We start from the raw sequence: 23,817 nt of genomic DNA on the forward strand, positions 1-23,817 counted from the left end.
CCGCGAAGACGCCACAACAGGTCCCATCGGGGACCATCCGGGCAAACGATCGGGAAAGCGCTCCCACCTCTCGCACTCGGAGGTCCCGGGACAGTACCGGTCGGACAGGATCGCCGGGTACCGTGGATCCGGCCCGGACCACGGCAAGACCCGCACCGACCACGAGGGCCGAGGACCGAGGACATCGCAAGGAGCTTCAGGTGTTCAATGACATAGGACCACTCGAGCTGGTGACGCTCATCGTCCTCGCCGTGCTCGTCTTCGGTCCGGACAAGCTCCCCAAGGTCATCCAGGACGTGACACGCACGATCCGGAAGATCCGTGAGTTCTCGGAGAGCGCGAAGAACGACATCCGGGAGGAACTCGGCCCGGAGTTCAAGGACTTCGAGTTCGAGGATCTCAACCCCAAGACGTTCATCCGCAAGCAGCTGGACAACGAGGACCTGGGGCTCAAGGAGATCCGCAACGGCTTCGACCTGAAGAAGGAGATGGCCGAGGTCACCGACGCCGTCCACAGCCGTGACTCCGACACGTCCTCCGCATCGTCCGGTGGCAGCATCGACATGACGAAGAAGCCTCAGGCGCCCGACCCGGACGACCGGCCGCCCTTCGACGCGGACGCCACCTGAGCGACACCCCCGGCGGCCTACGCCCCCGGGCGCGTGACGCGTTTCATACTCCGGTCGGGCTGTCTACGGCCTGAACCGGGCGTCCGTGCGGCCCACGCGGCGGGCGGTTTCCCTGCTGCTCGCAGCGGTGTGGCTATGCTGCCGAGTTGTTGTGCGGACCGTGACGAGTACGCCCGAAGGGGGGCGGGCCGTTCCGGTCCGACTAGAGCGAGGAGGCGTCCGGGCACATGGAGACGACGAGTCGGGCAGTCGCGCAGACGCCGGCCGCGGAGGGTGGACAACCGGCCCCCTCCGCCCGGCGTACGGTCGACGGCTACCTGCGTGCGCCCTTCCCGTGGTACGGCCTCGACGAGGCCTTCACGGGACCGCGCTGGCTGATGCAGGTCGGTACGACGGCCGACGGGGCCGTGGAACACGGGTCGATCGGGCACGGGGACGAACCCACGGTGCGCAACGAGCATGCCGCAGGGGGCGATCAGGATGCCAAGGAGAAGTTCGCGGTCGTCGTGACCGTCGCGGCGAATCCCTCACGGCGCACGGCGGACGGAACAGGGCTGCTGGAGGCCACGTCGGTCTCCTCCGCGGCGTGGCTCGCGGGTGTGGGGCTGCTGTACTTCACCTGGCCCGGGCAGATGGACCACGCCCTGCGGGACGACTGGCTGGAGCAGCAGACCGAGACGGCGTGGGTGCTGGCGGACGACCTGGACGGGGACGACTGGTCGACGCTGTCGCTTCCCGTGGACGGGGTACCGACGGCGTTCCACTACCGGGAGTCGGAGTTCGGCTGGGTGCTCGCCGGGTCCACCTCGGCCGGGGTGCATGTCGGGGCGTACGGCAGGGGCATGAGCGCGTACGGGCTCGGCTTCGCCGTGGTGAAGGACATCGCCGCGTACGCGTGAGTTCCTCGGGGCGCCGGGTTTTCGGCGCCCCATCGCCGTACAGCTCCTGTCAGCGGGCGGCTGCGGGCACGTTGTGGCTGGTCGCGCCCGCGCGTCGGAGCCGCACATCGACACAGCCCAGCGCCCCTGAGAGGGGCGCTGTCCCGCCGGCCTTCAGATCAGAACTTGTTCCTCGGAGTGATGCCGAGCGACAGGCCCGACAGCCCACGCTGCCGTCCTCCCAGCTTGCCCGCGATCGCCCGGAGGGCCGAGCCCGCCGGGGAGTCCGGATCGGACAGGACGACCGGCTTGCCGTCGTCGCCGCCCTCGCGCAGGCGGACGTCGATGGGGATGCTGCCGAGGACGGGGACGTTCGTGCCGGTCGTGCGGGTCAGGCCGTCGGCGACCGTCTGGCCGCCGCCCGTGCCGAAGACGTCGACCATCTCGTCGCAGTGCGGGCAGGGCAGGCCGGACATGTTCTCGACCACGCCGACGATCTTCTGGTGGGTCTGCACGGCGATGGAGCCCGCGCGCTCGGCGACCTCGGCCGCCGCCTGCTGCGGGGTCGTCACGACCAGGATCTCGGCGTTCGGGACCAGCTGCGCCACGGAGATCGCGATGTCGCCGGTGCCGGGCGGCAGGTCCAGGAGCAGGACGTCCAGGTCGCCCCAGTACACGTCCGCCAGGAACTGCTGGAGGGCGCGGTGGAGCATCGGGCCGCGCCAGACGACCGGGGCGTTGCCGGGGGTGAACATGCCGATGGAGATGACCTTCACGCCGTTCGCCGACGGCGGCATGATCATGTTCTCGACCTGGGTGGGACGGCCGTCGGCGCCCAGCATGCGCGGCACGGAGTGGCCGTAGATGTCGGCGTCGACGACACCGACCTTGAGGCCGTCGGCCGCCATCGCCGCAGCCAGGTTGACCGTCACCGAGGACTTGCCGACGCCGCCCTTGCCCGAGGCGACCGCGTAGACGCGGGTGAGGCTGCCCGGCTTGGCGAAGGGGACCTCGCGCTCGGTCTGGCCGCCGCGCAGGGCGTTCGCCAGCTCCTTGCGCTGCTCGTCGCTCATCACGTCGAGCGTGACGTCGACGCGGGTGACGCCCTCGACCGCGGAGACCGCGTCGGTCACGCGCTGCGTGATCGTCTCCCGCATCGGACAGCCCGAGACCGTGAGGTACACGGTGACCGCGACCGCCCCGTCCGCGCCGATCTCCACCGACTTGACCATCCCGAGTTCGGTGATGGGCTTGTGGATCTCGGGGTCGTTCACCGTCGCCAGTGCCTCGCGCACCGCGTCTTCCATAGCCATAGGACGATGGTACGGCGCCGTACCGGGGCGTAGGAAAGCGTCTCAGCGGTCGTCTGCGTCACGTCCCCGTGACCGTTCCGCCGGGAATACGACGGGGTCGTGACGGTGGCCGTTCTGCCGTTCCTCCATCTCCTTGATCGTGTCCTGAAGCTCCGAGCGGATCCAGTCGCGGGTGGCGACCTCGCCCAGGCCGATCCGCAGGGCGGCGATCTCGCGCGTCAGGTACTCGGTGTCCGCGATCGACCGCTCGTTCTGCTTGCGGTCCTGCTCCAGGTTGACCCGGTCCCGGTCGTCCTGCCGGTTCTGCGCGAGCAGGATCAGCGGGGCGGCGTAGGAGGCCTGGAGGGACAGCATCAGGGTCAGGAAGATGAACGGGTACTCGTCGAAGCGCAGGCCGCGCGGGGCGAAGACGTTCCACAGCACCCACAGGATGATGACGATCGTCATCCAGACGATGAACCGCCCGGTGCCCAGGAAGCGCGCGATGCGCTCCGACAGCCGCCCGAACGCCTCCGGGTCGTACTCGGGCAGGAACCGGCGCCGGCGCGGCAGCGGCTGGTCGAGACGGGTGGTGCGCGGCCGGGAGGCGGCCGTGGCGCCCGCCGGCGTGCGCTCGCGCAGGTTCTCGCGCTCAGGAGCCATCGGTCGTCACCTCCTCGTCCAGGTGGAACTCCGTCTCCCGCCAGTCCTCCGGGAGCATGTGGTCCAGGACGTCGTCCACGGTCACCGCGCCCAGCAGCGATCCGGCCTCGTCGACCACGGGCGCCGCGACCATGTCGTACGTGGCGAAGAACCCGGCGATGGCGGGCAGCTCCGCCTCAGGATCGAGCGGCTGGAGGTCGGTGTCCACGATCGAGCTGACCAGGGACGGCGGTGGCTCGCGCAGCAGGCGCTGGAAGTGGACCGTGCCCAGGTACTTTCCGGTCGGCGTCTCGTCCGGGGGCCGGCAGACGTAGATCTGGGCGGCCAGAGCGGGGGAGAGGTCGCGGTTGCGGACGCGGGCGAGGGCGTCGGCGACGGTGGCGTCCGGGCGCAGCACGATCGGCTCGGTGGTCATCAGACCGCCCGCCGTGCGGTCCTCGTACGACATCAGGCGCCGCATGTCGGCAGCGTCGCCGGGCTGCATCAGGCTCAGCAGCCGCTCCTGCTCGTCCGTCGGCAGCTCGCCCAGCAGGTCGGCCGCGTCGTCCGGGTCCATGGCCTCCAGGACGTCCGCGGCGCGCTCCTCCTTCAGCTTGCCGAGGATCTCGATCTGGTCGTCCTCCGGCAGTTCCTCCAGGACATCGGCGAGCCGGTCGTCGTCGAGGGCGGCGGCGACCTCGGCCCGGCGCTTGGAGGAGAGGTGGTGCAGGACGTTGGCCAGGTCGGCGGGGCGCAGCTGCTCGAAGGTGGCGAGCAGGCTCTCGGCGCCCTGCCCCTGCTCCTCCAGGGAGAACCCGGTGACCGCGGTCCACTCGACGGTCAGCGCCTCGCCCTTGGCGCGCCGGAACGCCCCGCCCTTCCTGCCCTTGCGGACGAAGACCCGGTCGATCTCCCACTCCCGGCGGGCCGGCAGCTGATGCACCGACAGGTCCAGGACGGTGACCTCCTCACCGGCCTCGGTGAGCGTCACGCGCCGGTCCAGCAGCTCCCCGAAGACCAGCCGCTCGGTGGGCCGCTGCTCGAAGCGCCGCACGTTGAGCACACCGGTGGTGATGATCTGGCCGGACTGGATGGCGGTGACCCGGGTCATCGGCAGGAAGATACGGCGGCGGGTGGCGAGTTCGACGACGAGGCCGAGCAGCCTCGGCGGTCGCTGCCCCACCCGCAGCATGACGACCAGATCGCGCACCCGCCCCACCTGGTCACCGGCTGGGTCGAAGACGGCGACACCTTGGAGGTGCGATACGAAGATCCGGGGGGCGCCCGCTGCCATGGCCGCGGCTCCTTTTCGTGCGGGGTGGTTCGTGGTGGCTGTGTGAACGGCTTTCCTTGTGCCTGTGTCTTCCGAATTGCCCGCTCGGGTGGGCTTCAGGCTAGCCCGTCCCGATCGGTGACGCGTCGGCGGGCGGTCCGGACGGACTGGCTCCGATCCGCCCCCACGACCCCGGTACCCTGCGGTACGCCGTTCAGGTCTCCCGTCAGAGAGGCAGCCCCACCTGTGACTCCGATTCGCCAGAGCCGTGGCCGTGGTGCCGCACTCGCGAGCGCGACGTGCGCGCTGCTCGTGACGGGAACGGTGCTCACCGGCTGCGCGGAGGATCCGAACGAGGGCACCAACGGGGTCGGCAGACTCCCCGCCGCCAAGATCCAGGGCAAGACCCGGTCGGCCGCCGAGTCCGCCGGGGCGGTCCGGGTGCACGGCAACGTCGTCAGCGGCGGACGGACGTACGCGCTCGACATGCGGCTGAAGGACGACGGCGGCGACGGCTCGGTCACCTCCAAGGGCGCGACCTTCAAGCTGCTGCGCATCGGCGAGCAGCTCTACGTCAAGGCGGACGCCGAGTTCTGGACTCACGGCAGCGGCCAGGGCGGGAGCGGCAAGGCGGACGCGGCGGCGGCCTCCAAGCTCGACGGCAAGTTCGTGAAGGTGCCGCAGGGCGACCCCTCGTACAAGAAGTTCAGCGGTTTCACTGACAAGGGTCTCCTCCTCGACGGTCTGCTGACCCTGCACGGGACGCTCGCGACGGACGGCCACGACGAGGAGGCGGGCGTCCGCACCATCCGCGTCACCGGTGACAAGGGCTCCGGCGGCACCCTGGAGGTGTCCCTGGAGGGCAAGCCGTACCCGCTGCGCCTGGAGCGGGCCGGCGGGGCGGGCACTCTCACGTTCTCCGGCTGGGGTGAGGACTTCTCCCTCAGGGAGCCGGAGAGGAACGAGACGGTGGACTACGGCCCGCAGTTGCCGTCGTCGTAGGCCGTCACGTCCGTTTGCGCTTCTTCAGCAGCAGGCGGGGCAGGCCCGCCGGGACGGGCCGGCGGGTGAGCGCCGGGGAGGGCAGGGGCGGCTCGGACAGGGAGCCGTCGGGCAGCGGCGCCGTCGCCCCGGTCGGTTCCAGGCGCAGCACCCGGCACTCCCGGGCCCAGCGCTCGGGCATGGCCTCGCCGTCGGGCGCGTTCAGCCGTTTGCCCTTCAGCTCGGCGACCGCCGCGTCCCACGCCTCGGAGCCCGGAGCGAGCTGCGTGACCCGCGCCGTCCAGGTGACCAGCCGGCCGCCCTTGTCCTTGCTGCGGACCGTCACCTTCGCCTCGGCGCCGTCGGCAAGACCCGGCAGCGGCTGCTCGCCCGGCCCGTCGCCGACCAGGCACGCGGCGCCCTCGTGCCACACGTGCCACAGCGCACGCGCCGGGCCGTCGGGGCCCTGGACCCAGACGAGGCCGGACTTCTTCGTGGCCTCCTCGACGAGGGCCTGGTCGAGCAGCTCGCTTGTCATGGGGCCCAGCCTAACCAGGCTGCTCACAGCCATCCGTTCCGCTTCAGCGTGCGGTGGATGCCGAGACAGATGACCACCGTGATGCCCATGATCACCGGGTAGCCGTACCTCCAGTGCAGCTCCGGCATGTGGTCGAAGTTCATGCCGTACACGCCGCACACCATCGTGGGCACGGCGATGATCGCGGCCCAGGAGGTGATCTTCCGCATGTCCTCGTTCTGGGCGACGGACGCCTGCGCGAGGTTGGCCTGGAGGATGGAGTTGAGCAGTTCGTCGAAGCCGATGACCTGCTCCTGGACCCGGGCCAGGTGGTCGGCGACGTCCCGGAAGTACTTCTGGATGTCGGGGTCGATCAGCCGCATCGGCCGCTCGCTCAGCAGCTGCATCGGCCGCAGCAGCGGCGACACGGCCCGCTTGAACTCCAGTACCTCGCGCTTGAGTTGGTAGATCCGCCCGGCGTCCGAACCGCGCGGCGAGCCCTTGCGCCCCGGGGAGAACACCTCGGTCTCCACCTCGTCGATGTCGTCCTGCACCGCGTCGGCGACGGCGATGTACCCGTCGACGACATGGTCCGCGATGGCGTGCAGCACGGCCGAGGGGCCCTTGGCGAGCAGCTCGGGGTCGTCCTGGAGGCGGTGCCTGAGGGCCCGCAGGGAGCCCTGCCCGCCGTGCCGGACGGTGATGAAGAAGTCCCGTCCGGTGAAGCACATGACCTCGCCCGACTCGACGACCTCGCTGTTGGCGTCGAGCTGGTCGTGCTCGACGTAGTGGATGGTCTTGAAGACCGTGAAGAGGGAGTCGTCGTAGCGCTCCAGCTTGGGCCGCTGGTGGGCCTGGACGGCGTCCTCCACGGCGAGCGGGTGCAGCCCGAACTCACTGGCGATACCGGAGAATTCGGCCTCCGTCGGCTCGTGCAGGCCGATCCACACGAAGCCCCCGTCGCGGCGCACCAGGCGCACCGCCTCGTGCGGGGTCAGGGCGGTCTCGGTCTCGATGCGGCGGCCGTCGCGGTAGACGGCGCAGTCGACGACGGCCGAGGCGGCCGCGGGGCTGCGGGTGGCGTCGTACGTCCCGCCGTCCTTGCGCAGCGACACACGGGACGGACGGACGACTGCTGCGCGCAGGTCGCGGATCATCGACATGGCGGGCTCCTTCGCGGGCGTGCGACGAAACGCCGGCCGACGACGGCTGGAACTACCCGGAATGGGGACGTAGGGACTGCTGATGTTTGGCACGTCCACAAAGCGGGGAGCACCGCACCGTCGCGGTGGTCGGTTTCGTCACTGATTCAGCTACTGAGGCAGATCAGGCAAAGCGAAACGAAGCGCTCTTCCGCGGTGAAACGAGAGGTGGCAGCCAGAGACAGAAGCAGCTACATCGGCGGCGCGAAGAGCGTGGTGCTACTGCACGGTCGACTTCGATCCATTGCAGCCCCACCTCCTCCGGCCGGTCCCTCGTAAGGGAGTTCCTTCGGCGTCGGGGCTTGATCGCGACGCTTCTGCGTGCTGCCCCGAACCACCGGGCAAGAGTAGCAGCCGACACAACTGTCAAGGTGCTGCTTTGCCCGCTACTGGCGAGTTCTATGCTCGCCGCATGGCAGATGTTCTTCCTCTGGTCGAGGCCCGGTTGCGCAGCGCGCTGGGCGAACCGGACGCGCGCGCGGCGGTCACCTTCCTGGGCACGGACCGCATCGAGGTGCTCCGCTTCCAGGAGGCCGGCATCGTCCGCTACGCCTCGCTCGGCATGTCCGCGCACCCCATGACGGACCCCACCGTGGTGGTCGCCGACCCGGTCAAGGGTCCGCGCGCCGAGCTGGTCCTCTCCGTCCGTGCCGGGCTCGCCGAGACCGACAAGGTGCTCCGGCCGCTCGCCGTACTCGCCGCGTCTCCGCAGGTGGAGGGGTTGGTCGTGGCTCCCGGCGCGTCCCTCGACGTCGGTGAGCCGCTGTGGCCCGGCGCCCCGTTCACGTCCGTCCTGGTCGCGGAGCCGGGCGGTCTGGTGGAGGACCTGGAGCTCGACGAACCACTCGACCCCGTGCGGTTCCTGCCGCTGCTGCCGATGACCCCGAACGAGGCCGCCTGGAAGCGCGTGCACGGCGCGCAGGCGCTTCAGGAGAAGTGGCTCAACTCGGGGACGGACCTCCGGGATCCGTCCCGGAAGTCCGTCCCGCTGGAGTGAGGAAGCTCACCAACGCCGGTTTGCGAAGAGTCAGTTGGCGAACACGGTGACGCCGTCCTCGGTCGCCTGCTTCGGCTCCGGCTCCTCGGCGGTGGGGGCCCCTGCTCGAGCGGAGTCGAGAGCTTGGGGGAGCGTGAGGGCCTTGCGCCGTACGACGACCACGGCCGCGCCCGCGACCGCGGTGAGCGCCGCCACCACGAACGGGATGCGGACGTCGGTCCACTCCTCGATCTTCGGCGCGAAGAACGGAGCGGCCGCCGCCGCGAACCAGCGGACGAAGTTGTAGCCCGCGCTCGCCACCGGCCGGGGCGCGTCCGAGACGCCGAGGGCCAGCTCGGTGTAGACGGTGTTGTTCACGCCGATGAAGGCGCCGGACAGGATCGTGCAGACGACGGCGGCCGTGTGCGAGCCGTAGCCGAGCACCAGCACGTCGGCCGCCAGCAGCACCAGCGAACCGCCGAGCACCTTCAGTGAACCGAACCGCTTCTGGAGCCGGGGCGCCACGATCACCGAGAAGACGGCGAGCAGCACGCCCCAGGCGAAGAACACCGCACCCGACCGGTACGGGCTCATGTTCAGCACGAACGGCGTGAAGGCCAGCACGGTGAAGAACGTGTAGTTGTAGAAGAACGCCGAGACCGCCGCGGAGGCGAGGCCGCCGTGGCCGAGAGCCTTGATCGGGTCCAGCAGCGAGGTCTTGCGGGCCGGCTTGGGCTGCTCCTTCAGGAACACCGCGATGCACAGGAAGCCGACGGCCATCAGGAACGCCGTGCCGAAGAACGGGTAGCGCCAGCTGGCGTCCCCGAGCAGGGCGCCCAGCAGCGGGCCGCAGGCCATGCCGAGGCCGAGGGCCGACTCGTACAGCAGGATCGCCGCGGCGCTGCCGCCGGCCGCCGCGCCGACGATGACCGCGAGGGCCGTCGAGACGAACAGCGCGTTGCCGAGGCCCCATCCGGCCCGGAATCCGACCAGTTCGCCGACGGATCCGGAGGTGCCCGCGAGCCCGGCGAACACCACGACGAACGCGAGGCCGAGCAGCAGGGTCCTGCGGCCGCCGATCCGGCTGGAGACGAAACCGGTCACCAGCATCGCGACGGCGGTGATGAGGAAGTACGAGGTGAAGAGCAGGGAGACCTGGCTCGCCGTGGCGTCGAGGCCCTGGGCGATGGACGGCAGGATCGGGTCGACCAGCCCGATGCCCATGAAGGCGACGACCGACGCCCCGGCGGTCGCCCATACGGACTTGGGCTGCTTCAACAGGCCGCCCGCTCCGGCGTCGAAGGGGTCCATTGCTTGCTCCCTTTCCCGAGACTGAGGTAGTTGGTATCTACACACACTAAGTTAGCGAGGCTAATTAATGCAAGATGCATCTAGTACGGGCGGTGAAGGGTTCCGTCCGGATGGGTGATCGTCCTTGACGCGGCGGGGCGCGGGTAGGACCGTGGGGCCCTATGAGGGGCGAACCCAGTTGCCCGAAGTGCGGTGGCCGGGTCAGGGCTCCCGGCCTCTTCTCCGACTCGTGGCAGTGCGATGTGCACGGCACCGTCCATCCGGTGCAGCCCGTGATACCGCCCAGCGTCGACGCCCTCAACGTCGTGGTGCACCGCACCCAGGTGCCGCTGTGGATGCCGTGGCCCTTGCCGGTGGGGTGGCTGTTCACGGGGGTGGCCTGCGCGGGGGACGACCGCACGGGCGGCCGTGCGACCGCCGTCGCCTGCACGGGACCCGGCCCGCTCGGCGGGATGGGCGAGCTGATCCTGGTGGCCGAGGAGCTCGGCGTCGGACTCGGCGCGCGGTACGCCGGCATGGACGGGCCCGACCCCGGGCCGCACATGAACGTCGAGAAGCCGCCCCAGGCGAAGGTGCTGGCCGCCGGGCGCCCCACGCCGCTGTGGCATGTGGCCGGGGCGCCGGAGGACCGGGCCGTGTTCGCGGGCGAGGCGCTCGGGGTGTGGCTGTGGGCGGTGGTGTGGCCCGAGCAGTCCGGGCTGCTGATGTACGACGAGCTGGTGCTGACGGATCTGCGGGATGCCGGCGCCGAGGTCGAGCTGGTGCCGTGCGGTGCCCTGTCGCCACGCTTGCTGGGTCCCTGAGGGGTGCAGGGGGCGGGGTGTAGGGGGTGCTTGCCGGGTTCGGGTGTGACATGGGGCGTTGAAAAGCTGGTTATCCTTGAGCGGTCCTGTCGTCCCGCCCGTGTCTGGAGTCCGTGTCGTGCGTATCGATCTGCACACCCACTCCACCGCTTCCGACGGGACGGACTCGCCCGCCGAGCTGGTGCGGAAGGCCGCTGTCGCCGGGCTGGACGTCGTCGCGCTCACCGATCACGACACCACCCGCGGGCATGCCGAGGCGATCGCCGCGCTGCCCGAGGGCGTCACGCTGGTCACCGGTGCCGAGCTCTCCTGCCGGATCGACGGGATCAGCATGCACATGCTGGCCTACCTCTTCGACGCCGAGGAGCCGGCGCTGCTCGCCGAGCGGGAGCTGGTCCGCGACGACCGGGTGCCGCGCGCTCAGGGCATGATCGCCAAGCTTCAGGGGCTGGGCGTCCCCGTGACGTGGGAGCAGGTGGCGCGGATCGCCGGTGACGGGTCCGTCGGGCGTCCGCACGTGGCGAGCGCGCTCGTCGAGCTCGGTGTCGTACCGACCGTGAACGACGCCTTCACGCCGGACTGGCTGGCCGACGGCGGCCGGGTCTTCGTGGAGAAGCACGAGACCGACCCCTTCGAGGCGATCCGGCTGATCAAGGGCGCGGGCGGGGTCGCGGTGTTCGCGCATCCCGGCGCGAGCAAGCGGGGGCTCACGGTGCCGGAGGCCGCCATCGCCGAGATGGCCGCAGCCGGGCTGGACGGCGTCGAGGTGGACCACATGGACCACGACGCGGACACCCGTGCGCGGCTGCGAGGGCTGGCCAAGGAGCTCGGTCTCCTGGTGACCGGGTCGTCGGACTACCACGGCAGCCGGAAGACCTGCGTACTCGGGGAGTACACGACGGATCCCGAGGTGTACGGGGAGATCACGCGGCGGGCCTTCGGGGCGTTTCCCGTGCCGGGGGCCGGCGGAACCGTCTGAGGTCTCTCTTCCGCAGGTCCGTCTCTCCCCTTCACCTTCTTCCTCTCACCCGGCGCTGCCCGCTGCGCCCAGGCGTTCCGCCTGCCCGCGGCGGCAGCCCTCTGCGCAAGGCTCACTCATGTTCGACGTCGCCGTCTTCGGCTCCCTGTTCCTGACCCTCTTCGTCATCATGGATCCCCCGGGGATCACACCGATCTTCCTCGCGCTCACCGCCGGCCGCCCCGGCAAGGTGCAGAAGCGGATGGCCTTCCAGGCCGTCTGCGTCGCCGGCGGTGTGATCACCGTGTTCGGCCTCCTCGGGCACCAGATCCTGAACTACCTGCACGTGTCCGTGCCCGCGCTGATGATCGCGGGCGGGCTGCTGCTCCTGCTGATCGCGCTGGACCTGCTCACCGGCAAGACCGACGAGCCGAAGCAGACCAAGGACGTCAACGTCGCCCTCGTACCGCTGGGCATGCCGCTGCTGGCCGGGCCCGGCGCGATCGTGTCGGTCATCCTCGCCGTGCAGAAGGCCCACGGCGTCGCCGCCCAGGCGTCGGTCTGGGCGGCGATCCTCGCCATCCACGTCGTGCTGTGGCTGGTGATGCGCTACTCGCTGGTGATCATCCGGATCATCAAGGACGGCGGTGTGGTCCTGGTCACCCGCCTCGCCGGCATGATGCTCTCCGCGATCGCCGTGCAGCAGATCATCAACGGCGTCACGCAGGTGATCCAGGGGAGCTGACGATCCCCGTCAGACGCGCAGGACACCGCGGATCTCCCGGGCCGGCCCCGGGTGGCCGAGGTACTCGTCCATCTTGTGCGCGCGCTCGCGGCCGTTGGGGACGGCCAGCTGGGTGAGCTTCCCCCACCGTTCGTCCTCCAGGGGACAGCCGATGGCCACCGTGTCCGTGGGGCACCAGACGTTCACCCAGTCCCGCACCCGGGGCGGCTGGTGCGGGCCGCGGGCGAGGAGCCGTTCGTTGACCCCGTCCAGACCGAGCGGGCTGCCCGCGGTGACCAGCAGCACGGGGTCGAGGCTCTCGGGGAGCCGGGTCAAGAGGTCCATCCCCACGACCGTGCCCAGGCTGTGCGTGACCAGCACCAGCTCGCCGCCGGCCGGCATCGTCTCCATGACGCTGTCCAGCACCGCCTGCCGCACGGCGCCGTCCCCGAGGTACAGGTCGACGTCCCGAAGGAACGTGGCGATGGTCCACTCGTCCAGGTCCGACTTGGCGGCGAGCCAGCTCAGCGGCCGGTGCAGCACACCGACCAGGCCCGCACCGAAGCCTTCCGTGGTCGCCGGACCGTTCTGGGGCATGCCGGCCCGGGCGGCCGCCTCGTAGAGCAGTCGCTCGTAGGAGCCCGTGGGCGACTGGGCGGCGAACGCCTCGGCGGCAGCGGCGGCGCTCACCTGGTCCAGGCCGATGGGCCCCGCCGTGCTCTCCCTGCCGCTCACCAGGGCGTGCAGTCTCGTGCCGTAGAACGGGAACCACACGTCCTCCGGGTCGAGCGGAGGCAGGGCGGCGAGGGTGAGCCCGCGGTTCAGGCCGGCCGTCCAGGTGCGGCGTAGCTCGTCGGGGTAGTTGTCCTGCTGGTCACGGCCGTGCAGGAAGACCAGGTGCCGGCGGCCGCCGAACGCGGTGGCGCGGGCCCGGAGCCCGGTCCTGGGCCGCTCGCCCCCGGTCGTGGGGGCCGTCGTGGCGGCTTCGGGGACCGCGGGGATCGTGACACCCGGCGCGGCTGTCGTCCCCTGCGGCTGTGCCCCGGGGGCCGGCACGGTGGTCATGGCCTGGTCCAGGCCGGTGTCCGGGCCCATCTCGGTCAGCAGGGCACGCCGAGCCGGGTCGAGGTCCAGCCCGGCCAGGTGCTTGAGGATCGAGCTGATCCGGACGCCCTCGTTGGCGACCCAGTCGATGGCGTCGTCGCCGTCGCCCTGCTGCCAGGGCCGGCCGTCCTTGCGCAGCAAGCGGCCCTGGTCGTCCTTCTTCGGCACGCCGCTATGGTGCAGCGCCACGACCTCCCACTGGTCGTTGAAGACGGGGGAGCCGGAGTTCCCCGGTTCGGTGTCGGTCGTGTAGTGCACGAAGTCGTCGAGGCGGACCAGCACCGCGTTGTCGCGCAGCGCGATCTCCTTCAGCCGCCCCGAGGGGTGGCCGATGATGTTGACCTTCTCGCCGAGCACCAGCTTGCCGATCTGCACGCTCAGCCGGTTCCAGCCGAAGATCTCGCCCGGAGGCGGGCCGTCCAGGGTGGGCGCGACCGCCACGAGGGCGAAGTCGAGCCGCCGGTCCGCCGCGAAGAAGCTTCCGGGGTCGAGCTCCATCCGGACGACCGTGTCGGGCAGGTTGTCGGCCGTGACCTGGGCGTTGAACTCCGCGAAGCAGTGGCGCGCGAAGCTCTCGTCGGGCAGGACGTGGTGGTTGGTCATCATCAGCCGCGGCGAGACGAGGAAGCCGGTGCCGTGCGGCAGCTCGCGGCCGTCGCGCCGCAGCGTGATCCGGGCGACCGTGGCCCCGGCCCTGACCCCGCGCGGCAGGAAGCTCCAGGCCTGGAGCTCGTTGGACAGGTCGATGATCCGCTCGTTGGCGTCCGGCAGGTCCATGGCCTCGCGGTGGATGTCCGCCACCACCGCCGAGGGCGACAGACCGCCCCGGTCGAGGATCCGGTCGGCGCGCACGGCGAGGGCGTCCGGGGAGTCGGGGAACCGCACACCGGCCGCCAGCCGGCCCTCCACCCGCTCGCGCTCCGCGGCGGAATCCTGATAGCGCCGTGCGGCCTCGTCAGCGGCCTGCTCGTGCAGTTCCTGGTACGGCCGGTCCGTCACCGCCATGCTCCACCGTCCTGTTCTGGCTCGTGCCGGTCCCCTCAGCCAGTACGCCCCCGACCATGGAGGTCCGCAACAGCGGAGCCCCCGCTCGGCCGATGCCGGACGGGGGCTGCGAAGTGTGGGAGAGCTGCGCGCGTTATGAGGCCGTGGTCTCGGCCGGGCGGATCCAGAGGCGCTGCCCGATGGCGGCCGCCTGCTGAACGATGCGGTTGACGGAGGCGGCGTCCACAACGGTCGAGTCCACAGCAGTGCCGTCGACGTCGTCGAGTCGCATGATTTCGAAGCGCAAGGGCTTCTCCCTTCGTCTGGTCATCCTCCTGAGGAGAACTACTCGGTGTGCGGCCCGCCGGGCGTCGGTGCCCGGCGTTCCGTATGGGTCAACAGCGATGCACGTGTCAAACATTCCCTACGCTAAGGAAATTTTTCGAACGGCTAATTACCGAGCCGTAAGAGTGTCGTTACGGGACCGACCGGGACCGGTTGTGTTCGCAGCGTGACCGCCGGGACAATGGAGGCGATGAACGACGACCTCGCGGCCCTCAGCGCCCGCATCGACCACACCAACGAGCTGCTCCAGCGCATGCTCGCCGAGGTGGCGAAGACGCCCTCGACCCACGCGATCTTCGTCGATGCCGGGTACCTGTACGCGGCCGCGGGACGCCTCGTCGCCGGCACGGAGGACCGCCGCGCCTTCGACCTGGACGCCGAGGGCCTGATCGACGCCCTCATCGACAAGGCCCGCACGATCTTCGCGGACAGCCGGCTGCTGCGGGTCTACTGGTACGACGGCGCCCGCCGCCGCATCCACACGGCCGAGCAGCAGACCATAGCGGAACTGCCGGACGTCAAGGTGCGCCTCGGCAACCTCAACGCCAACAACCAGCAGAAGGGCGTCGATTCGCTCATCCGCTCCGACCTGGAGTCCCTCGCCCGGCACCGCGCCATCAGCGACGCTGCCCTGCTCGGCGGCGACGAGGATCTGGTGTCGGCGGTGGAGGCGGCCCAGGGGTACGGCGCCCGGGTCCACCTCTGGGGGATCGAGGCCCCGGAGGGCCGCAACCAGGCCGAGCCCCTCCTGTGGGAGGTCGACAGCCAGCGCACCTTCGACCTCGACTTCTTCAAGCCGTACGTCTCCCGCCGCACGGCCCCCGCCTACGAGACGGCCGCCGGCCGGCCCACCCGCGAGGACGTGCGGTTCGTGGGCGCGCAGATCGCGGCGAAGTGGCTGGCGGCACGCGGTCGGGACACCCTGGTCGAGCTGCTGCCCGGCCACCCGTACCTGCCCGGCTCGGTGGACCAGGACCTGCTCGTGGAGGCGGAGGGTCTCCTGCAGTACTCACTGCGCGGCCAGGCGGACCTGCGGCGGGCGCTGCGGGACGGCTTCTGGGATCACCTGCGGACGCAGTACTAGTCCGTCCCGGCGGCGGCCGGGGACCGGCCCGGCCCGATGCCGTCCCAGAAGTCGGCGAGGGCGTGGGCCGTCGGGAGCGGCTGATCGGCGTTGGGGGAGTGCTCGGCTCCGGTGACGACCGTGCGGTGCGCGTCCAGCCGCAGGGCCATGTCGTCCAGGATCGCCACCGGCCACGTGTCGTCGTGCGCGCCCGACAGGACGTGGAACGGCAGCGGGACGGCGGCGAGTTCGGCCACGCGGTCCGGCTCGGTGCACAACTGGCGTCCCGTCGCCAGCAGTTGTGCGGGACTGTGGCCGAGCCAGCGGCGGCGCAACTGGTCCTGGTCACCGAGGCCGCGGGCGGGCCCGCCGACTTCCTCGGGCGGCCCCATGGCCTGGATGGCCTCCCACACCTCGGCCATCGACAGCACGGCGAGCGCGTCCCGCAGCAGCTTCACCCGCTGCTGCTGGGAGACGGAGATCTCCGCCGGGCCGGAGGAGACCAGGGTGAACGAGACGAAAGGGGAGTGGTCGAGCAGCACGGCCGCACGGGCGATCTGCCCGCCGAGCGAGTGCCCCACGAGGTGGACGGGCCCGCCCAGCGCCTCGGCCTGCGCGAGCACGTCCCGGGCCAGTTCCCGCTGGGCGTAGGCGGATTCGTCGTCCAGAGGGCCGTCCGACTCGTGCTGCCCCCGCCCGTCCACGGCGACGACCCGGTACCCCCGCTGTGCGAGCGGCTCGTGGAGCAACCGGAAGTCCTCCTTGCTCCCGGTGAACCCCGGCAGCATGAGGACGACTCCCCTGCCCTCCTCACCCGCCGCCGGCGACGAGTCGACGACGGCGAACTCGCCGCGCGCGGTGCGCAAGGGGTAGGCGCGGGCGCCCGGGGGCGGGGGGAAGGCGGGGTGGCTGGTCACGGGGCGAGGGTAGCGGGTGGGAATCGCCCCTGCGCTCCGGGTGAATGCCGACGGCCCGGCTCCCCGTGAGGGGGCCGGGCCGTCGAAGAGGGGTGTGTCAGCCCTCCGTGGGCTCCGCGGCGGCCGTGGCCTTGCGGGTGCGGCGGACCCTGGGCTTCGCCTCCGCCGCGTCCTCCGAGGCGGCAGCCGTGGCGGCCGTCGCCTTGCGCGTACGGCGCGGCTTGGCGGTCTCCGGCTCCTGATCCGCCTGTGCGGGGATCTCGGCGGGCTCGGCGGCCTTGCGGGTGCGGCGGCGCGGCTTGGCCTCCGTGCCCTCGGCCGTGTCGACGGCGGCCTCGGCCGCTGCGGCGGTCTTCCGCGTGCGGCGCGGCTTGGCCTCGGCGGCCTCCGCGTCCGGGGCGGCAGCGGCTGCCTTCCGCGTGCGGCGCGGCTTGGCCTCGGCGGCCTCCGGCTCCTGAGCCGTCTGGGCCGGGATCTCGGCAACGGCCGCCGCGGCCGTCTTGCGGGTGCGGCGCGGCTTGGCCTCCGCACCTTCGGCCGTGTCGACGGCGTCCTCCGCCGGGGCGGCGGCCTTGCGGGTGCGGCGCGGCTTGGTCTCCGCGGCCTCGGGGGCCTCGGCCAGGGCCGTGGCCCCGGCGGCCTCGGCGGTCTTGCGGGTACGGCGGCGCGGCTTGGCCTCGGTGGCCTCGGCCGTGTCGACGGCGGCCTCGGCCGCCGCTGCCGTCGTCTTGCGCGTACGCCGGGGCTTCGCCTCGGCCGTCTCGGCGCTGTCCTCCGCCGCTGCGGCCGTCTTGCGAGCGCGGCGCGGCTTGGCCTCGGCCGTGTCGACGCTCGCCTCGGCCTTCGCGGCCGTCTTGCGGGTACGCCGCGGCTTCGTCTCCGCCGGCTCCGCAGCGGCCTCGGTGGCGCCCTCGGCGGTGTCGACGGCCGACTCGGCCGCGGACGCCGCCGTGGCCTTGCGGGTGCGGCGGCGCGGCTTGGCGGCGGCCTCGGGCAGCGCCGCTTCCGCGGCGGCCTCGACGACGGTCGCCTGCTCCGGGGCCGACGGCGTCACCGCGGCCTCGGTCTCCACCGCAGGCGTCTCCGAGCGGCGCGTACGGCGCCGGCGCGGCTTCGCGGCCGCCTCCGGGGCCTCGGCTGCCGTGCCCTCCGCCGTCGCGACGGCGGTCTCCGCCTGCTCGGACACGGGGGACTCGACCGCCGTGACCGGGGCCGCCTCGGACTGGGCCCCGCCACGGGTGCGGCGACGCCGGCGCGGGGTGCGCGGAGCCGTGACGGCGTCCGCCTCGGCGGCACCGCCGGTGACCGTGCTCTCCGGCGCGGTGGTGCCGGCGGACTCGGGAGCCCCGTCCACCGCGGCCCCGCCGCGCGTACGACGGCGGCGACGCGGCGTACGTGACGAGCGCTCGCGGTCGGCCGAACGGGACTCGTCCCGGTCGCCGCGGCCACCTCGGCCGCCGCGACCGCGCGGCCCCCGGCCGCCGGTCTCGCCCAGGTCCTCCAGCTCCTCCGCGTCCAGCCCGGCGCGCGTACGCTCCGAGCGCGGCAGGACGCCCTTCGTGCCCTCGGGGATGCCGAGGTCGGTGTAGAAGTGCGGAGAGGTGGAGTACGTCTCCGGCGGGTCGCTGAAGCCCAGGTCCAGCGCCTTGTTGATCAGCTGCCAGCGCGGGATGTCGTCCCAGTCGACCAGGGTGATCGCCGTACCCTTCGCGCCCGCGCGGCCGGTCCGGCCGATGCGGTGCAGGTACGTCTTCTCCTCTTCAGGCGACTGGTAGTTGATGACGTGCGTCACGCCCTCGACGTCGATGCCGCGGGCGGCGACGTCGGTGCAGACGAGCACGTCCACCTTGCCGTTGCGGAAGGCGCGCAGGGCCTGCTCGCGGGCGCCCTGGCCGAGGTCGCCGTGGACCGCGCCGGAGGCGAAGCCGCGCTGCTTGAGCTGGTCGGCCAGGTCGGCCGCCGTGCGCTTGGTGCGGCAGAAGACCATGACCAGTCCCCGGCCGTCGGCCTGCAGTATGCGCGCCACCATCTCGGGCTTGTCCATGTTGTGCGCGCGGTAGACGAACTGCTTGGTGTTCGCGACCGTCGCGCCCGCGTCGTCCGGCGAGGTGGCGGAGATGTGCGTGGGCTGCGACATGTAACGGCGGGCCAGTCCGATGACCGCGCCCGGCATGGTGGCCGAGAACAGCATGGTCTGGCGCCGCACCGGCAGCATGTTGATGATCTTCTCGACGTCGGGCAGGAAGCCCAGGTCGAGCATCTCGTCGGCCTCGTCGAGGACCAGGCTCTTGACGTGCTTCAGGTTCAGCTTCTTCTGCCCGGCGAGGTCGAGGAGCCGGCCCGGGGTGCCGACGACCACGTCGACGCCCTTCTTCAGGGCGTCCACCTGGGGCTCGTAGGCCCGGCCGCCGTAGATGGCGAGGACGCGGACGTTACGCACCTTGCCCGCGGTCTGCAGGTCGTTGGTGACCTGCGTGCACAGCTCGCGCGTGGGGACGACGACGAGCGCCTGCGGGGCCTCGGTGAGGTCTTCGGGCTCGGCGCGTCCGGCCTCGACGTCGGCGGGGACGGTGACGCGCTCCAGAAGCGGGAGACCGAAGCCCAGCGTCTTGCCGGTGCCGGTCTTGGCCTGGCCGATGACGTCCTTGCCCGAGAGGGCTACGGGAAGCGTCATCTCCTGGATGGGGAAGGGGGTGATGATGCCGACGGCCTCCAGGGCCTCGGCGGTCTCGGGGAGGATTCCGAGCTCTCGGAACGTAGTCAGGGTGCTGCCTCTTCTGTGTGGGCGGCGCGAGGCGAGCGCGGGGTCGTGTCAGACCGTGCCGGGGACGTCGGCTGCCTACGGGCGGGCCGTAGAGCACGGGACCGCGCCGACGCTCTAGCGCTCGTGCCGCTGAGGGTGTCCCCCTCCGGGACTCGTACGCACTGGGGCGGACGGCCGGGGAGGGCTGTCGGGTCGGAGCCGATCGGGCCACCGACCGGGCATCCTCATACGTGCGGCCTGTCGAGGTACGTCGACGTACCAGCAGGCGCATTACCACCATACCCCGGAATCGCGCACATGCGATGGCCGATTCGGTCACGTAGTCGTCGTCACAGTGATTGACCAGGGCCTTACGCCCCCCGGCGGGCAGACTATTCTGCGCTTCATGACGAGCTCTGACAAGCCTGAGAACGCCTCGGACGCCGCCGCCGCCGAACCGACCTCGGTCGCCGCCCGGGACTGGGCGACGGCCTCCGCCGACCCGCAGTACCGCGCCGCGGTCGTGGACCTGCTCGGTGCGCTCGCGTACGGGGAGCTGGCGGCGTTCGAGCGGCTCGCGGAGGACGCCAAGCTGGCGCCGACGCTGGCGGACAAGGCGGAGCTGGCGAAGATGGCGTCGGCGGAATTCCACCACTTCGAGAGGCTGCGCGACCGGCTCGCCGAGATCGGGGAGGAGCCGACGCGGGCGATGGAGCCGTTCGTCGCCGCGTACGACGGGTTCCACAAGCAGACGGCCCCCTCGGACTGGCTGGAGGGCCTCGTCAAGGCCTACGTCGGCGACTCCATCGCCAGCGACTTCTACCGGGAGGTCGCCGCCCGGCTGGACTCCGACTCCCGCAATCTGGTGCTGGCCGTGCTCGACGACACGGGGCACGGCGGCTTCGCCGTGGAGAAGGTGCGAGCCGCGATCGACGCCGACCCGCGTGTGGGCGGGCGGCTCGCGCTGTGGGCGCGGCGGCTGATGGGGGAGGCCCTGTCGCAGTCCCAGCGGGTGGTCGCCGACCGGGACGCGCTGTCGACCATGCTGGTGGGCGGCGTCGCGGACGGCTTCGACCTCGCCGAGGTCGGCAAGATGTTCTCCCGGATCACCGAGGCCCACACCAAGCGGATGGCCGCGCTGGGGCTGGCTGCCTGACGCTCCGCGGCCGGCCCGCCCGCGTAGAAGTCAGCGCCGCCGCCGTCGGCGACCCCTCAGGCGGTCGCCGACCGGCGGCGCAGTCTTCCCGCGGGGCGCAGCAGCAGCGACAGCGAGGCCACGGAGACGATCACCGCACCGAGCAGGACGAGCAGCACGTGCCCGGCGTCCAGCGCGCTGTGCATGACGAAGGCCCCGAAGAGGGCGCCGGCCACACCGGTCGAGAGCACCATGGGGCGGTCCGGGAGGCGGTGCGACAGGCGGTGTGCGGCCGCCCATGCCAGAGCCAGGCCGAGGATCGCGGAGCTCAGCACTTCCAGGAGCATGTCGGGGTCCCTCCCACACTGCCGGCTGCTCAGATCGTTCGTAGCCCGTCTTACCCCTGACCTGCGGAATCCAACCGCCCCTGTGGGCGACTTGTGCTCCATCCGTGGAGGAAGCGGTGTGCCGCAAGGGTTCCGGGAACGCGAAGGGGCCCGGGAACGCGAAGGGGCCCGGGAACGCGAAGGGGGCGGAACGGCCGAAGCCGTTCCGCCCCCTTCGCGTATGCGCCTACAGCGCGCCGAAGCCCACCTTGCGCGGGGCCGGCTCACCGATCTCGACATACGCGAGACGGTCGGCCGGGACGAGGAGCTTGCGGCCGTGCTCGTCCACCAGGCTCAGCAGCTGCGACTTGCCGGCCAGTGCCTCGGCGACCACGCGCTCGACCTCCTCGGCAGTCTGACCGCTCTCCAGAACGATCTCGCGGGGCGCGTGCTGCACGCCGATCTTGACCTCCACGGCTATGTCCCTCCGACGGTCAGTGATGTGCGCGACCTTCCGCGCCGTACGCAGCACACATTAGCCCGGTGAGGGGACGTACATGCTCCGCCCGAGAACGCCACGAGCGAACACCGGGCGGGAACAAAGCGCCTGTCGTCAGTGGTGCGGCTGGTCCATGCTGTGCAGCGGGAAGCCCGCGATGCCGCGCCACGCCAGCGACGTGAGCAGCTGTACGGCCTGGTCGCGCGGCACGCTGCGGTCGCTGTGCAGCCAGGACCGCGCCACCACCTGGGCCAGGCCGCCCAGGCCCGAGGCGAGCAGCATCGACTCCGCGCGCGACAGGCCGGTGTCCTCGGCGATGACGTCGCAGATCGCCTCCGCGCACTCGTTCGTGACCTTGTCGACGCGCTCGCGCACGGCGGGCTCGTTCGTCAGGTCCGACTCGAAGACCAGGCGGAACGCGCCGCCGTCGTCCTCTACGTAGGCGAAGTAGGCGTCCATCGTCGCCCGGACGCGCTGCTTGTTGTCGGTCGTCGACGCAAGCGCGTTCCGTACGGACTGGATGAGCGACTCGCAGTGCTGGTCCAGCAGCGCGAGATAGAGGTCGAGCTTGCCCGGGAAGTGCTGGTAGAGCACCGGCTTGCTGACGCCCGCGCGCTCCGCGATGTCGTCCATCGCGGCCGCGTGGTAGCCCTGGGCCACGAAGACCTCCTGGGCGGCACCCAGGAGCTGGTTGCGTCGGGCACGGCGCGGCAGGCGTGTGCCCCGCGGGCGAACCGCCTCTGTCTGCTCGATGGCTGTCACGCCGCCTCCCATAGTCGTCCACGTGCGGATCTGGCCGCGTCGCCATCGTACTTTTCGGTAACCGTGGTGTGCGCGGTGAGAACGCAGAATTTCACGGACCGGACGGTTGCGAAAGCGGTTGCGAAGGTTTCAAACAGGGTCAGAGCGGGCAAAATGCTGCCTCTTTCCTGTTCGGGGAAGCTGCTCGTCGCCCGTCGGCGGCGAGTGTCACCGGTAGTCGTCCTCGTCGAGCGAGACGATCCGGGCCTGCTCCACCAGGTCGGCCTCGTTGGCCCGGTCCGGGTCGAGACCGGTCAGCGGGTCGTCGCGGTCCGGCGCGATGTCCGCCTGCTGCTCGGCCGCGTCGACTTCGGGGGCCTCGACGTCGAACTCCTGCGCCTCCGGCGCGTCCTCGGCCTCGAACGTCTCGGGGTCGGTGGGGTCTACGGCCATGCTGGGCTCCCTTCCTACGAACGTCCCTGGGAATGCAGGGGCCACACGCGGGTGCCCTCTGTACGAGCCTAGGAGACACCCGATCCGGACGCTATGCGATCCGCGTCCGGGACGTGACACAGTGCTCATCCCGTTGACTGCTACCCACGTGCGCCCGGGTGCCTCCTCTCCCGCCCCCTCAACGGGCCGAATCCTGTGACGGCGAACACAGGCGAACACATGAGTCACTGCGTGATCGTCTCGTAACATTGCCGCATGTCTTCGACCGAGCTGCCGTTCGTGCCGCCCGCCAATGTGCTGCCGAAGGTGGGGACCGTCCGGGTCGCGGAGGGTGAGCGCCTGCGGTCGGTCGAGCTGCCCGGCGTCACGCTGACGGTCCGGTCGAGGCCGCCCGCGCGCGAGGGGCTGCCGCCCGCGCTGTACGTGCACGGGCTCGGCGGTTCCTCGCAGAACTGGTCGGCGCTGATGGCGCTGCAGGACGGCGTCGTCGACGGCGAGGCCCTCGACCTGCCCGGCTTCGGCGACTCCCCGCCACCGGACGACGGCAACTACTCCGTCACGGGCCACGCGCGCGCCGTCATCCGTTATCTGGACGCCTCCGGGCGCGGCCCCGTGCACCTGTTCGGGAACTCGCTCGGCGGCGCCATCACCACACGTGTCGCCGCGGTCCGGCCCGATCTGGTCCGTACGCTCACCCTCGTGTCACCCGCCCTGCCGGAGATCCGAGTGCAGCGTGCCGCCGTGCCCACGGGGCTGCTGGCGGTGCCCGGAGTCGCCCTGCTGTTCACCCGGCTCACCCGGGAGTGGACGGCGGAGCAGCGGGTCCGCGGCGTGATGGCGCTGTGTTACGGGGACCCCGGGCGGGTGACGCCGGAAGGATTCCGCAACGCCGTGCAGGAGATGGAGCGGCGGCTGCGGCTGCCGTACTTCTGGGACGCGATGGCGCGCTCCGCGCGCGGGATCGTCAACGCGTACACCCTGGGTGGCCAGCAGGGGCTGTGGCGCCAGGCCGAACGGGTCCTCGCGCCGACCCTCCTCGTCTACGGCGGCCGCGACCAGCTCGTCGGCTTCCGCATGGCCCAGAAAGCGGCCCGGGCCTTCCGCGACTCCCGGCTGGTGACGTTGCCCGACGCGGGTCATGTGGCGATGATGGAGTACCCGGAGACGGTGGCTCTGGCGTTTCGTGAACTCCTCGAAGACGCGGGAGAGTTGGGCACGCAGCGAGCGAGGCGGGCCGGCCGGGCGAACGCCGGGGGCGAAGCCGTCGACGAAGAAGGCACTGACGAGAGCATGGGGGGCTGAGGCGCGACGTGGGACGCCA

At 71.4% G+C, this 23,817-nt stretch carries 24 protein-coding genes; 10 read left to right on the forward strand and 14 right to left on the reverse strand.

Translation table 11 applies throughout. The annotated features are described in order from the left end of the window. Positions 1-200: 200 nt before the first annotated feature. Both RFN52_RS26535 and RFN52_RS26540 read left to right on the forward strand, forming a co-directional pair. Positions 201-629: a sec-independent translocase gene (locus tag RFN52_RS26535; protein WP_184849654.1), complete on the forward strand. Its 429-nt coding sequence runs from the start codon at positions 201-203 to the stop codon at positions 627-629. Positions 630-856: 227 nt separating this feature from the next. After that, on the forward strand, positions 857-1,528 hold the full coding sequence (locus RFN52_RS26540; RefSeq protein WP_184849656.1) for a hypothetical protein: 672 nt from the start codon (positions 857-859) through the stop codon (positions 1,526-1,528). Positions 1,529-1,686: 158 nt separating this feature from the next. Here the strand turns inward: RFN52_RS26540 and RFN52_RS26545 are convergent, their stop codons facing one another. Genes RFN52_RS26545 through RFN52_RS26555 form a run of 3 tightly spaced genes read right to left on the reverse strand, consistent with a single transcriptional unit; the run spans position 1,687 to position 4,735 of the window. After that, positions 1,687-2,820: an Mrp/NBP35 family ATP-binding protein gene (locus RFN52_RS26545; protein WP_184849658.1), complete on the reverse strand. Its 1,134-nt coding sequence runs from the start codon at positions 2,818-2,820 to the stop codon at positions 1,687-1,689. A 42-nt stretch (positions 2,821-2,862) separates the two neighbouring features. Then, a complete protein-coding gene (locus RFN52_RS26550; protein ID WP_184849660.1) occupies positions 2,863-3,462 on the reverse strand; it encodes a DUF1003 domain-containing protein in 600 nt (199 codons plus the stop codon). Further along, positions 3,452-4,735 (reverse strand): magnesium transporter MgtE N-terminal domain-containing protein, encoded by a 1,284-nt coding sequence (locus RFN52_RS26555; RefSeq protein WP_184849662.1) that lies wholly within the window; start codon positions 4,733-4,735, stop codon positions 3,452-3,454. The genes RFN52_RS26550 and RFN52_RS26555 overlap by 11 nt, the downstream gene beginning before the upstream one ends. 225 nt (positions 4,736-4,960) lie before the next feature. On the opposite strand from RFN52_RS26555, the gene RFN52_RS26560 reads away from it, so the two are divergent. Then, positions 4,961-5,716 carry a hypothetical protein gene (locus tag RFN52_RS26560; RefSeq protein ID WP_184849664.1) on the forward strand — a complete coding sequence of 252 codons (756 nt, stop codon included), beginning with the start codon at positions 4,961-4,963 and terminating at the stop codon, positions 5,714-5,716. A gap of 4 nt (positions 5,717-5,720) precedes the next feature. Here RFN52_RS26560 and RFN52_RS26565 read toward each other — a convergent pair whose 3' ends face one another. Continuing rightward, the gene (locus tag RFN52_RS26565; protein ID WP_184849666.1) at positions 5,721-6,233 is read right to left on the reverse strand and encodes a hypothetical protein; all 513 of its coding nucleotides are present in this window, start codon (positions 6,231-6,233) and stop codon (positions 5,721-5,723) included. Positions 6,234-6,256: 23 nt separating this feature from the next. Continuing rightward, positions 6,257-7,375, reverse strand: a complete 1,119-nt coding sequence (locus RFN52_RS26570; protein ID WP_184849668.1) for a magnesium and cobalt transport protein CorA — start codon at positions 7,373-7,375, stop codon at positions 6,257-6,259. Between the two features lie 451 nt (positions 7,376-7,826). On the opposite strand from RFN52_RS26570, the gene RFN52_RS26575 reads away from it, so the two are divergent. Further along, a complete protein-coding gene (locus tag RFN52_RS26575) occupies positions 7,827-8,411 on the forward strand; it encodes a suppressor of fused domain protein (protein ID WP_184849670.1) in 585 nt (194 codons plus the stop codon). A 30-nt stretch (positions 8,412-8,441) separates the two neighbouring features. Here RFN52_RS26575 and RFN52_RS26580 read toward each other — a convergent pair whose 3' ends face one another. Beyond that, a complete protein-coding gene (locus RFN52_RS26580; protein WP_184849671.1) occupies positions 8,442-9,701 on the reverse strand; it encodes an MFS transporter in 1,260 nt (419 codons plus the stop codon). A 161-nt stretch (positions 9,702-9,862) separates the two neighbouring features. Between RFN52_RS26580 and RFN52_RS26585 the strand changes: the two genes are divergently transcribed. The 3 genes from RFN52_RS26585 (at position 9,863) to RFN52_RS26595 (ending at position 12,207) form a co-directional block, all read left to right on the forward strand. Then, positions 9,863-10,504, forward strand: a complete 642-nt coding sequence (locus RFN52_RS26585) for a DUF6758 family protein (protein WP_184849673.1) — start codon at positions 9,863-9,865, stop codon at positions 10,502-10,504. Positions 10,505-10,622: 118 nt separating this feature from the next. Next, positions 10,623-11,483: a PHP domain-containing protein gene (locus RFN52_RS26590; protein WP_184849699.1), complete on the forward strand. Its 861-nt coding sequence runs from the start codon at positions 10,623-10,625 to the stop codon at positions 11,481-11,483. A 118-nt stretch (positions 11,484-11,601) separates the two neighbouring features. Continuing rightward, complete coding sequence (locus RFN52_RS26595) at positions 11,602-12,207, forward strand: MarC family protein (protein ID WP_184849701.1); 606 nt, start codon at positions 11,602-11,604, stop codon at positions 12,205-12,207. Between the two features lie 9 nt (positions 12,208-12,216). Here the strand turns inward: RFN52_RS26595 and RFN52_RS26600 are convergent, their stop codons facing one another. Then, positions 12,217-14,295 carry a trypsin-like serine peptidase gene (locus RFN52_RS26600; protein WP_184849703.1) on the reverse strand — a complete coding sequence of 693 codons (2,079 nt, stop codon included), beginning with the start codon at positions 14,293-14,295 and terminating at the stop codon, positions 12,217-12,219. Positions 14,296-14,428: 133 nt separating this feature from the next. Beyond that, entirely contained in the window at positions 14,429-14,581 is a 153-nt protein-coding gene (locus RFN52_RS26605; protein WP_097223186.1) for a DUF8834 family protein, read from the reverse strand. 219 nt (positions 14,582-14,800) lie between these two features. Here RFN52_RS26605 and RFN52_RS26610 point away from each other — a divergent pair, with 219 nt between their 5' ends. After that, positions 14,801-15,703, forward strand: coding sequence for an NYN domain-containing protein (locus tag RFN52_RS26610; protein WP_184854047.1), 903 nt, complete (start codon positions 14,801-14,803; stop codon positions 15,701-15,703). Here the strand turns inward: RFN52_RS26610 and RFN52_RS26615 are convergent. Together RFN52_RS26615 and RFN52_RS26620 are read right to left on the reverse strand one after the other, a co-directional pair. Beyond that, positions 15,700-16,599: an alpha/beta fold hydrolase gene (locus RFN52_RS26615; RefSeq protein ID WP_184849705.1), complete on the reverse strand. Its 900-nt coding sequence runs from the start codon at positions 16,597-16,599 to the stop codon at positions 15,700-15,702. The two genes, RFN52_RS26610 and RFN52_RS26615, sit on opposite strands and share 4 nt — an antisense overlap. A gap of 97 nt (positions 16,600-16,696) precedes the next feature. Next, positions 16,697-19,273 carry a DEAD/DEAH box helicase gene (locus tag RFN52_RS26620; protein WP_184849707.1) on the reverse strand — a complete coding sequence of 859 codons (2,577 nt, stop codon included), beginning with the start codon at positions 19,271-19,273 and terminating at the stop codon, positions 16,697-16,699. Between the two features lie 475 nt (positions 19,274-19,748). Between RFN52_RS26620 and RFN52_RS26625 the strand changes: the two genes are divergently transcribed. Further along, positions 19,749-20,498, forward strand: a complete 750-nt coding sequence (locus tag RFN52_RS26625) for a ferritin-like fold-containing protein (protein WP_184849709.1) — start codon at positions 19,749-19,751, stop codon at positions 20,496-20,498. Between the two features lie 56 nt (positions 20,499-20,554). On the opposite strand, the gene RFN52_RS26630 is transcribed toward RFN52_RS26625, so the two are convergent. From RFN52_RS26630 to RFN52_RS26645, 4 genes are all read right to left on the reverse strand, one after another. After that, complete coding sequence (locus tag RFN52_RS26630) at positions 20,555-20,824, reverse strand: hypothetical protein (RefSeq protein ID WP_184849711.1); 270 nt, start codon at positions 20,822-20,824, stop codon at positions 20,555-20,557. Between the two features lie 226 nt (positions 20,825-21,050). Then, complete coding sequence (locus tag RFN52_RS26635) at positions 21,051-21,278, reverse strand: DUF3107 domain-containing protein (protein ID WP_030854792.1); 228 nt, start codon at positions 21,276-21,278, stop codon at positions 21,051-21,053. 138 nt (positions 21,279-21,416) lie between these two features. Then, entirely contained in the window at positions 21,417-22,064 is a 648-nt protein-coding gene (locus tag RFN52_RS26640) for a TetR/AcrR family transcriptional regulator (RefSeq protein ID WP_184849713.1), read from the reverse strand. Positions 22,065-22,271: 207 nt separating this feature from the next. After that, positions 22,272-22,496, reverse strand: a complete 225-nt coding sequence (locus RFN52_RS26645; protein ID WP_184849715.1) for an Rv3202a family protein — start codon at positions 22,494-22,496, stop codon at positions 22,272-22,274. Between the two features lie 255 nt (positions 22,497-22,751). Here RFN52_RS26645 and RFN52_RS26650 point away from each other — a divergent pair, with 255 nt between their 5' ends. Beyond that, a complete protein-coding gene (locus RFN52_RS26650) occupies positions 22,752-23,798 on the forward strand; it encodes an alpha/beta fold hydrolase (protein WP_184849717.1) in 1,047 nt (348 codons plus the stop codon). The last annotated feature ends 19 nt before the right edge of the window (positions 23,799-23,817 follow it).

The sequence above is a fragment of the Streptomyces collinus genome, from assembly GCF_031348265.1.
GTDB classification, from domain to species: Bacteria; Actinomycetota; Actinomycetes; order Streptomycetales; family Streptomycetaceae; genus Streptomyces; species Streptomyces collinus.

What these genes read in the sequence shown, in the direction of transcription:
- RFN52_RS26595 (WP_184849701.1), top strand. Translation starts at nt 11,602, where the DNA reads ATGTTCGACGTCGCCGTCTTCGGCTCCCTGTTCCTGACCCTCTTCGTC.
- RFN52_RS26600 (WP_184849703.1), bottom strand. Translation starts at nt 14,295, where the DNA reads ATGGCGGTGACGGACCGGCCGTACCAGGAACTGCACGAGCAGGCCGCT.
- RFN52_RS26565 (WP_184849666.1), bottom strand. Translation starts at nt 6,233, where the DNA reads ATGACAAGCGAGCTGCTCGACCAGGCCCTCGTCGAGGAGGCCACGAAG.
- RFN52_RS26540 (WP_184849656.1), top strand. Translation starts at nt 857, where the DNA reads ATGGAGACGACGAGTCGGGCAGTCGCGCAGACGCCGGCCGCGGAGGGT.
- RFN52_RS26620 (WP_184849707.1), bottom strand. Translation starts at nt 19,273, where the DNA reads ATGACGCTTCCCGTAGCCCTCTCGGGCAAGGACGTCATCGGCCAGGCC.
- RFN52_RS26610 (WP_184854047.1), top strand. Translation starts at nt 14,801, where the DNA reads ATGGAGGCGATGAACGACGACCTCGCGGCCCTCAGCGCCCGCATCGAC.
- RFN52_RS26570 (WP_184849668.1), bottom strand. Translation starts at nt 7,375, where the DNA reads ATGTCGATGATCCGCGACCTGCGCGCAGCAGTCGTCCGTCCGTCCCGT.
- RFN52_RS26575 (WP_184849670.1), top strand. Translation starts at nt 7,827, where the DNA reads ATGGCAGATGTTCTTCCTCTGGTCGAGGCCCGGTTGCGCAGCGCGCTG.
- RFN52_RS26580 (WP_184849671.1), bottom strand. Translation starts at nt 9,701, where the DNA reads ATGGACCCCTTCGACGCCGGAGCGGGCGGCCTGTTGAAGCAGCCCAAG.
- RFN52_RS26645 (WP_184849715.1), bottom strand. Translation starts at nt 22,496, where the DNA reads ATGGCCGTAGACCCCACCGACCCCGAGACGTTCGAGGCCGAGGACGCG.
- RFN52_RS26650 (WP_184849717.1), top strand. Translation starts at nt 22,752, where the DNA reads ATGTCTTCGACCGAGCTGCCGTTCGTGCCGCCCGCCAATGTGCTGCCG.
- RFN52_RS26625 (WP_184849709.1), top strand. Translation starts at nt 19,749, where the DNA reads ATGACGAGCTCTGACAAGCCTGAGAACGCCTCGGACGCCGCCGCCGCC.
- RFN52_RS26630 (WP_184849711.1), bottom strand. Translation starts at nt 20,824, where the DNA reads ATGCTCCTGGAAGTGCTGAGCTCCGCGATCCTCGGCCTGGCTCTGGCA.
- RFN52_RS26585 (WP_184849673.1), top strand. Translation starts at nt 9,863, where the DNA reads ATGAGGGGCGAACCCAGTTGCCCGAAGTGCGGTGGCCGGGTCAGGGCT.
- RFN52_RS26555 (WP_184849662.1), bottom strand. Translation starts at nt 4,735, where the DNA reads ATGGCAGCGGGCGCCCCCCGGATCTTCGTATCGCACCTCCAAGGTGTC.
- RFN52_RS26545 (WP_184849658.1), bottom strand. Translation starts at nt 2,820, where the DNA reads ATGGCTATGGAAGACGCGGTGCGCGAGGCACTGGCGACGGTGAACGAC.
- RFN52_RS26550 (WP_184849660.1), bottom strand. Translation starts at nt 3,462, where the DNA reads ATGGCTCCTGAGCGCGAGAACCTGCGCGAGCGCACGCCGGCGGGCGCC.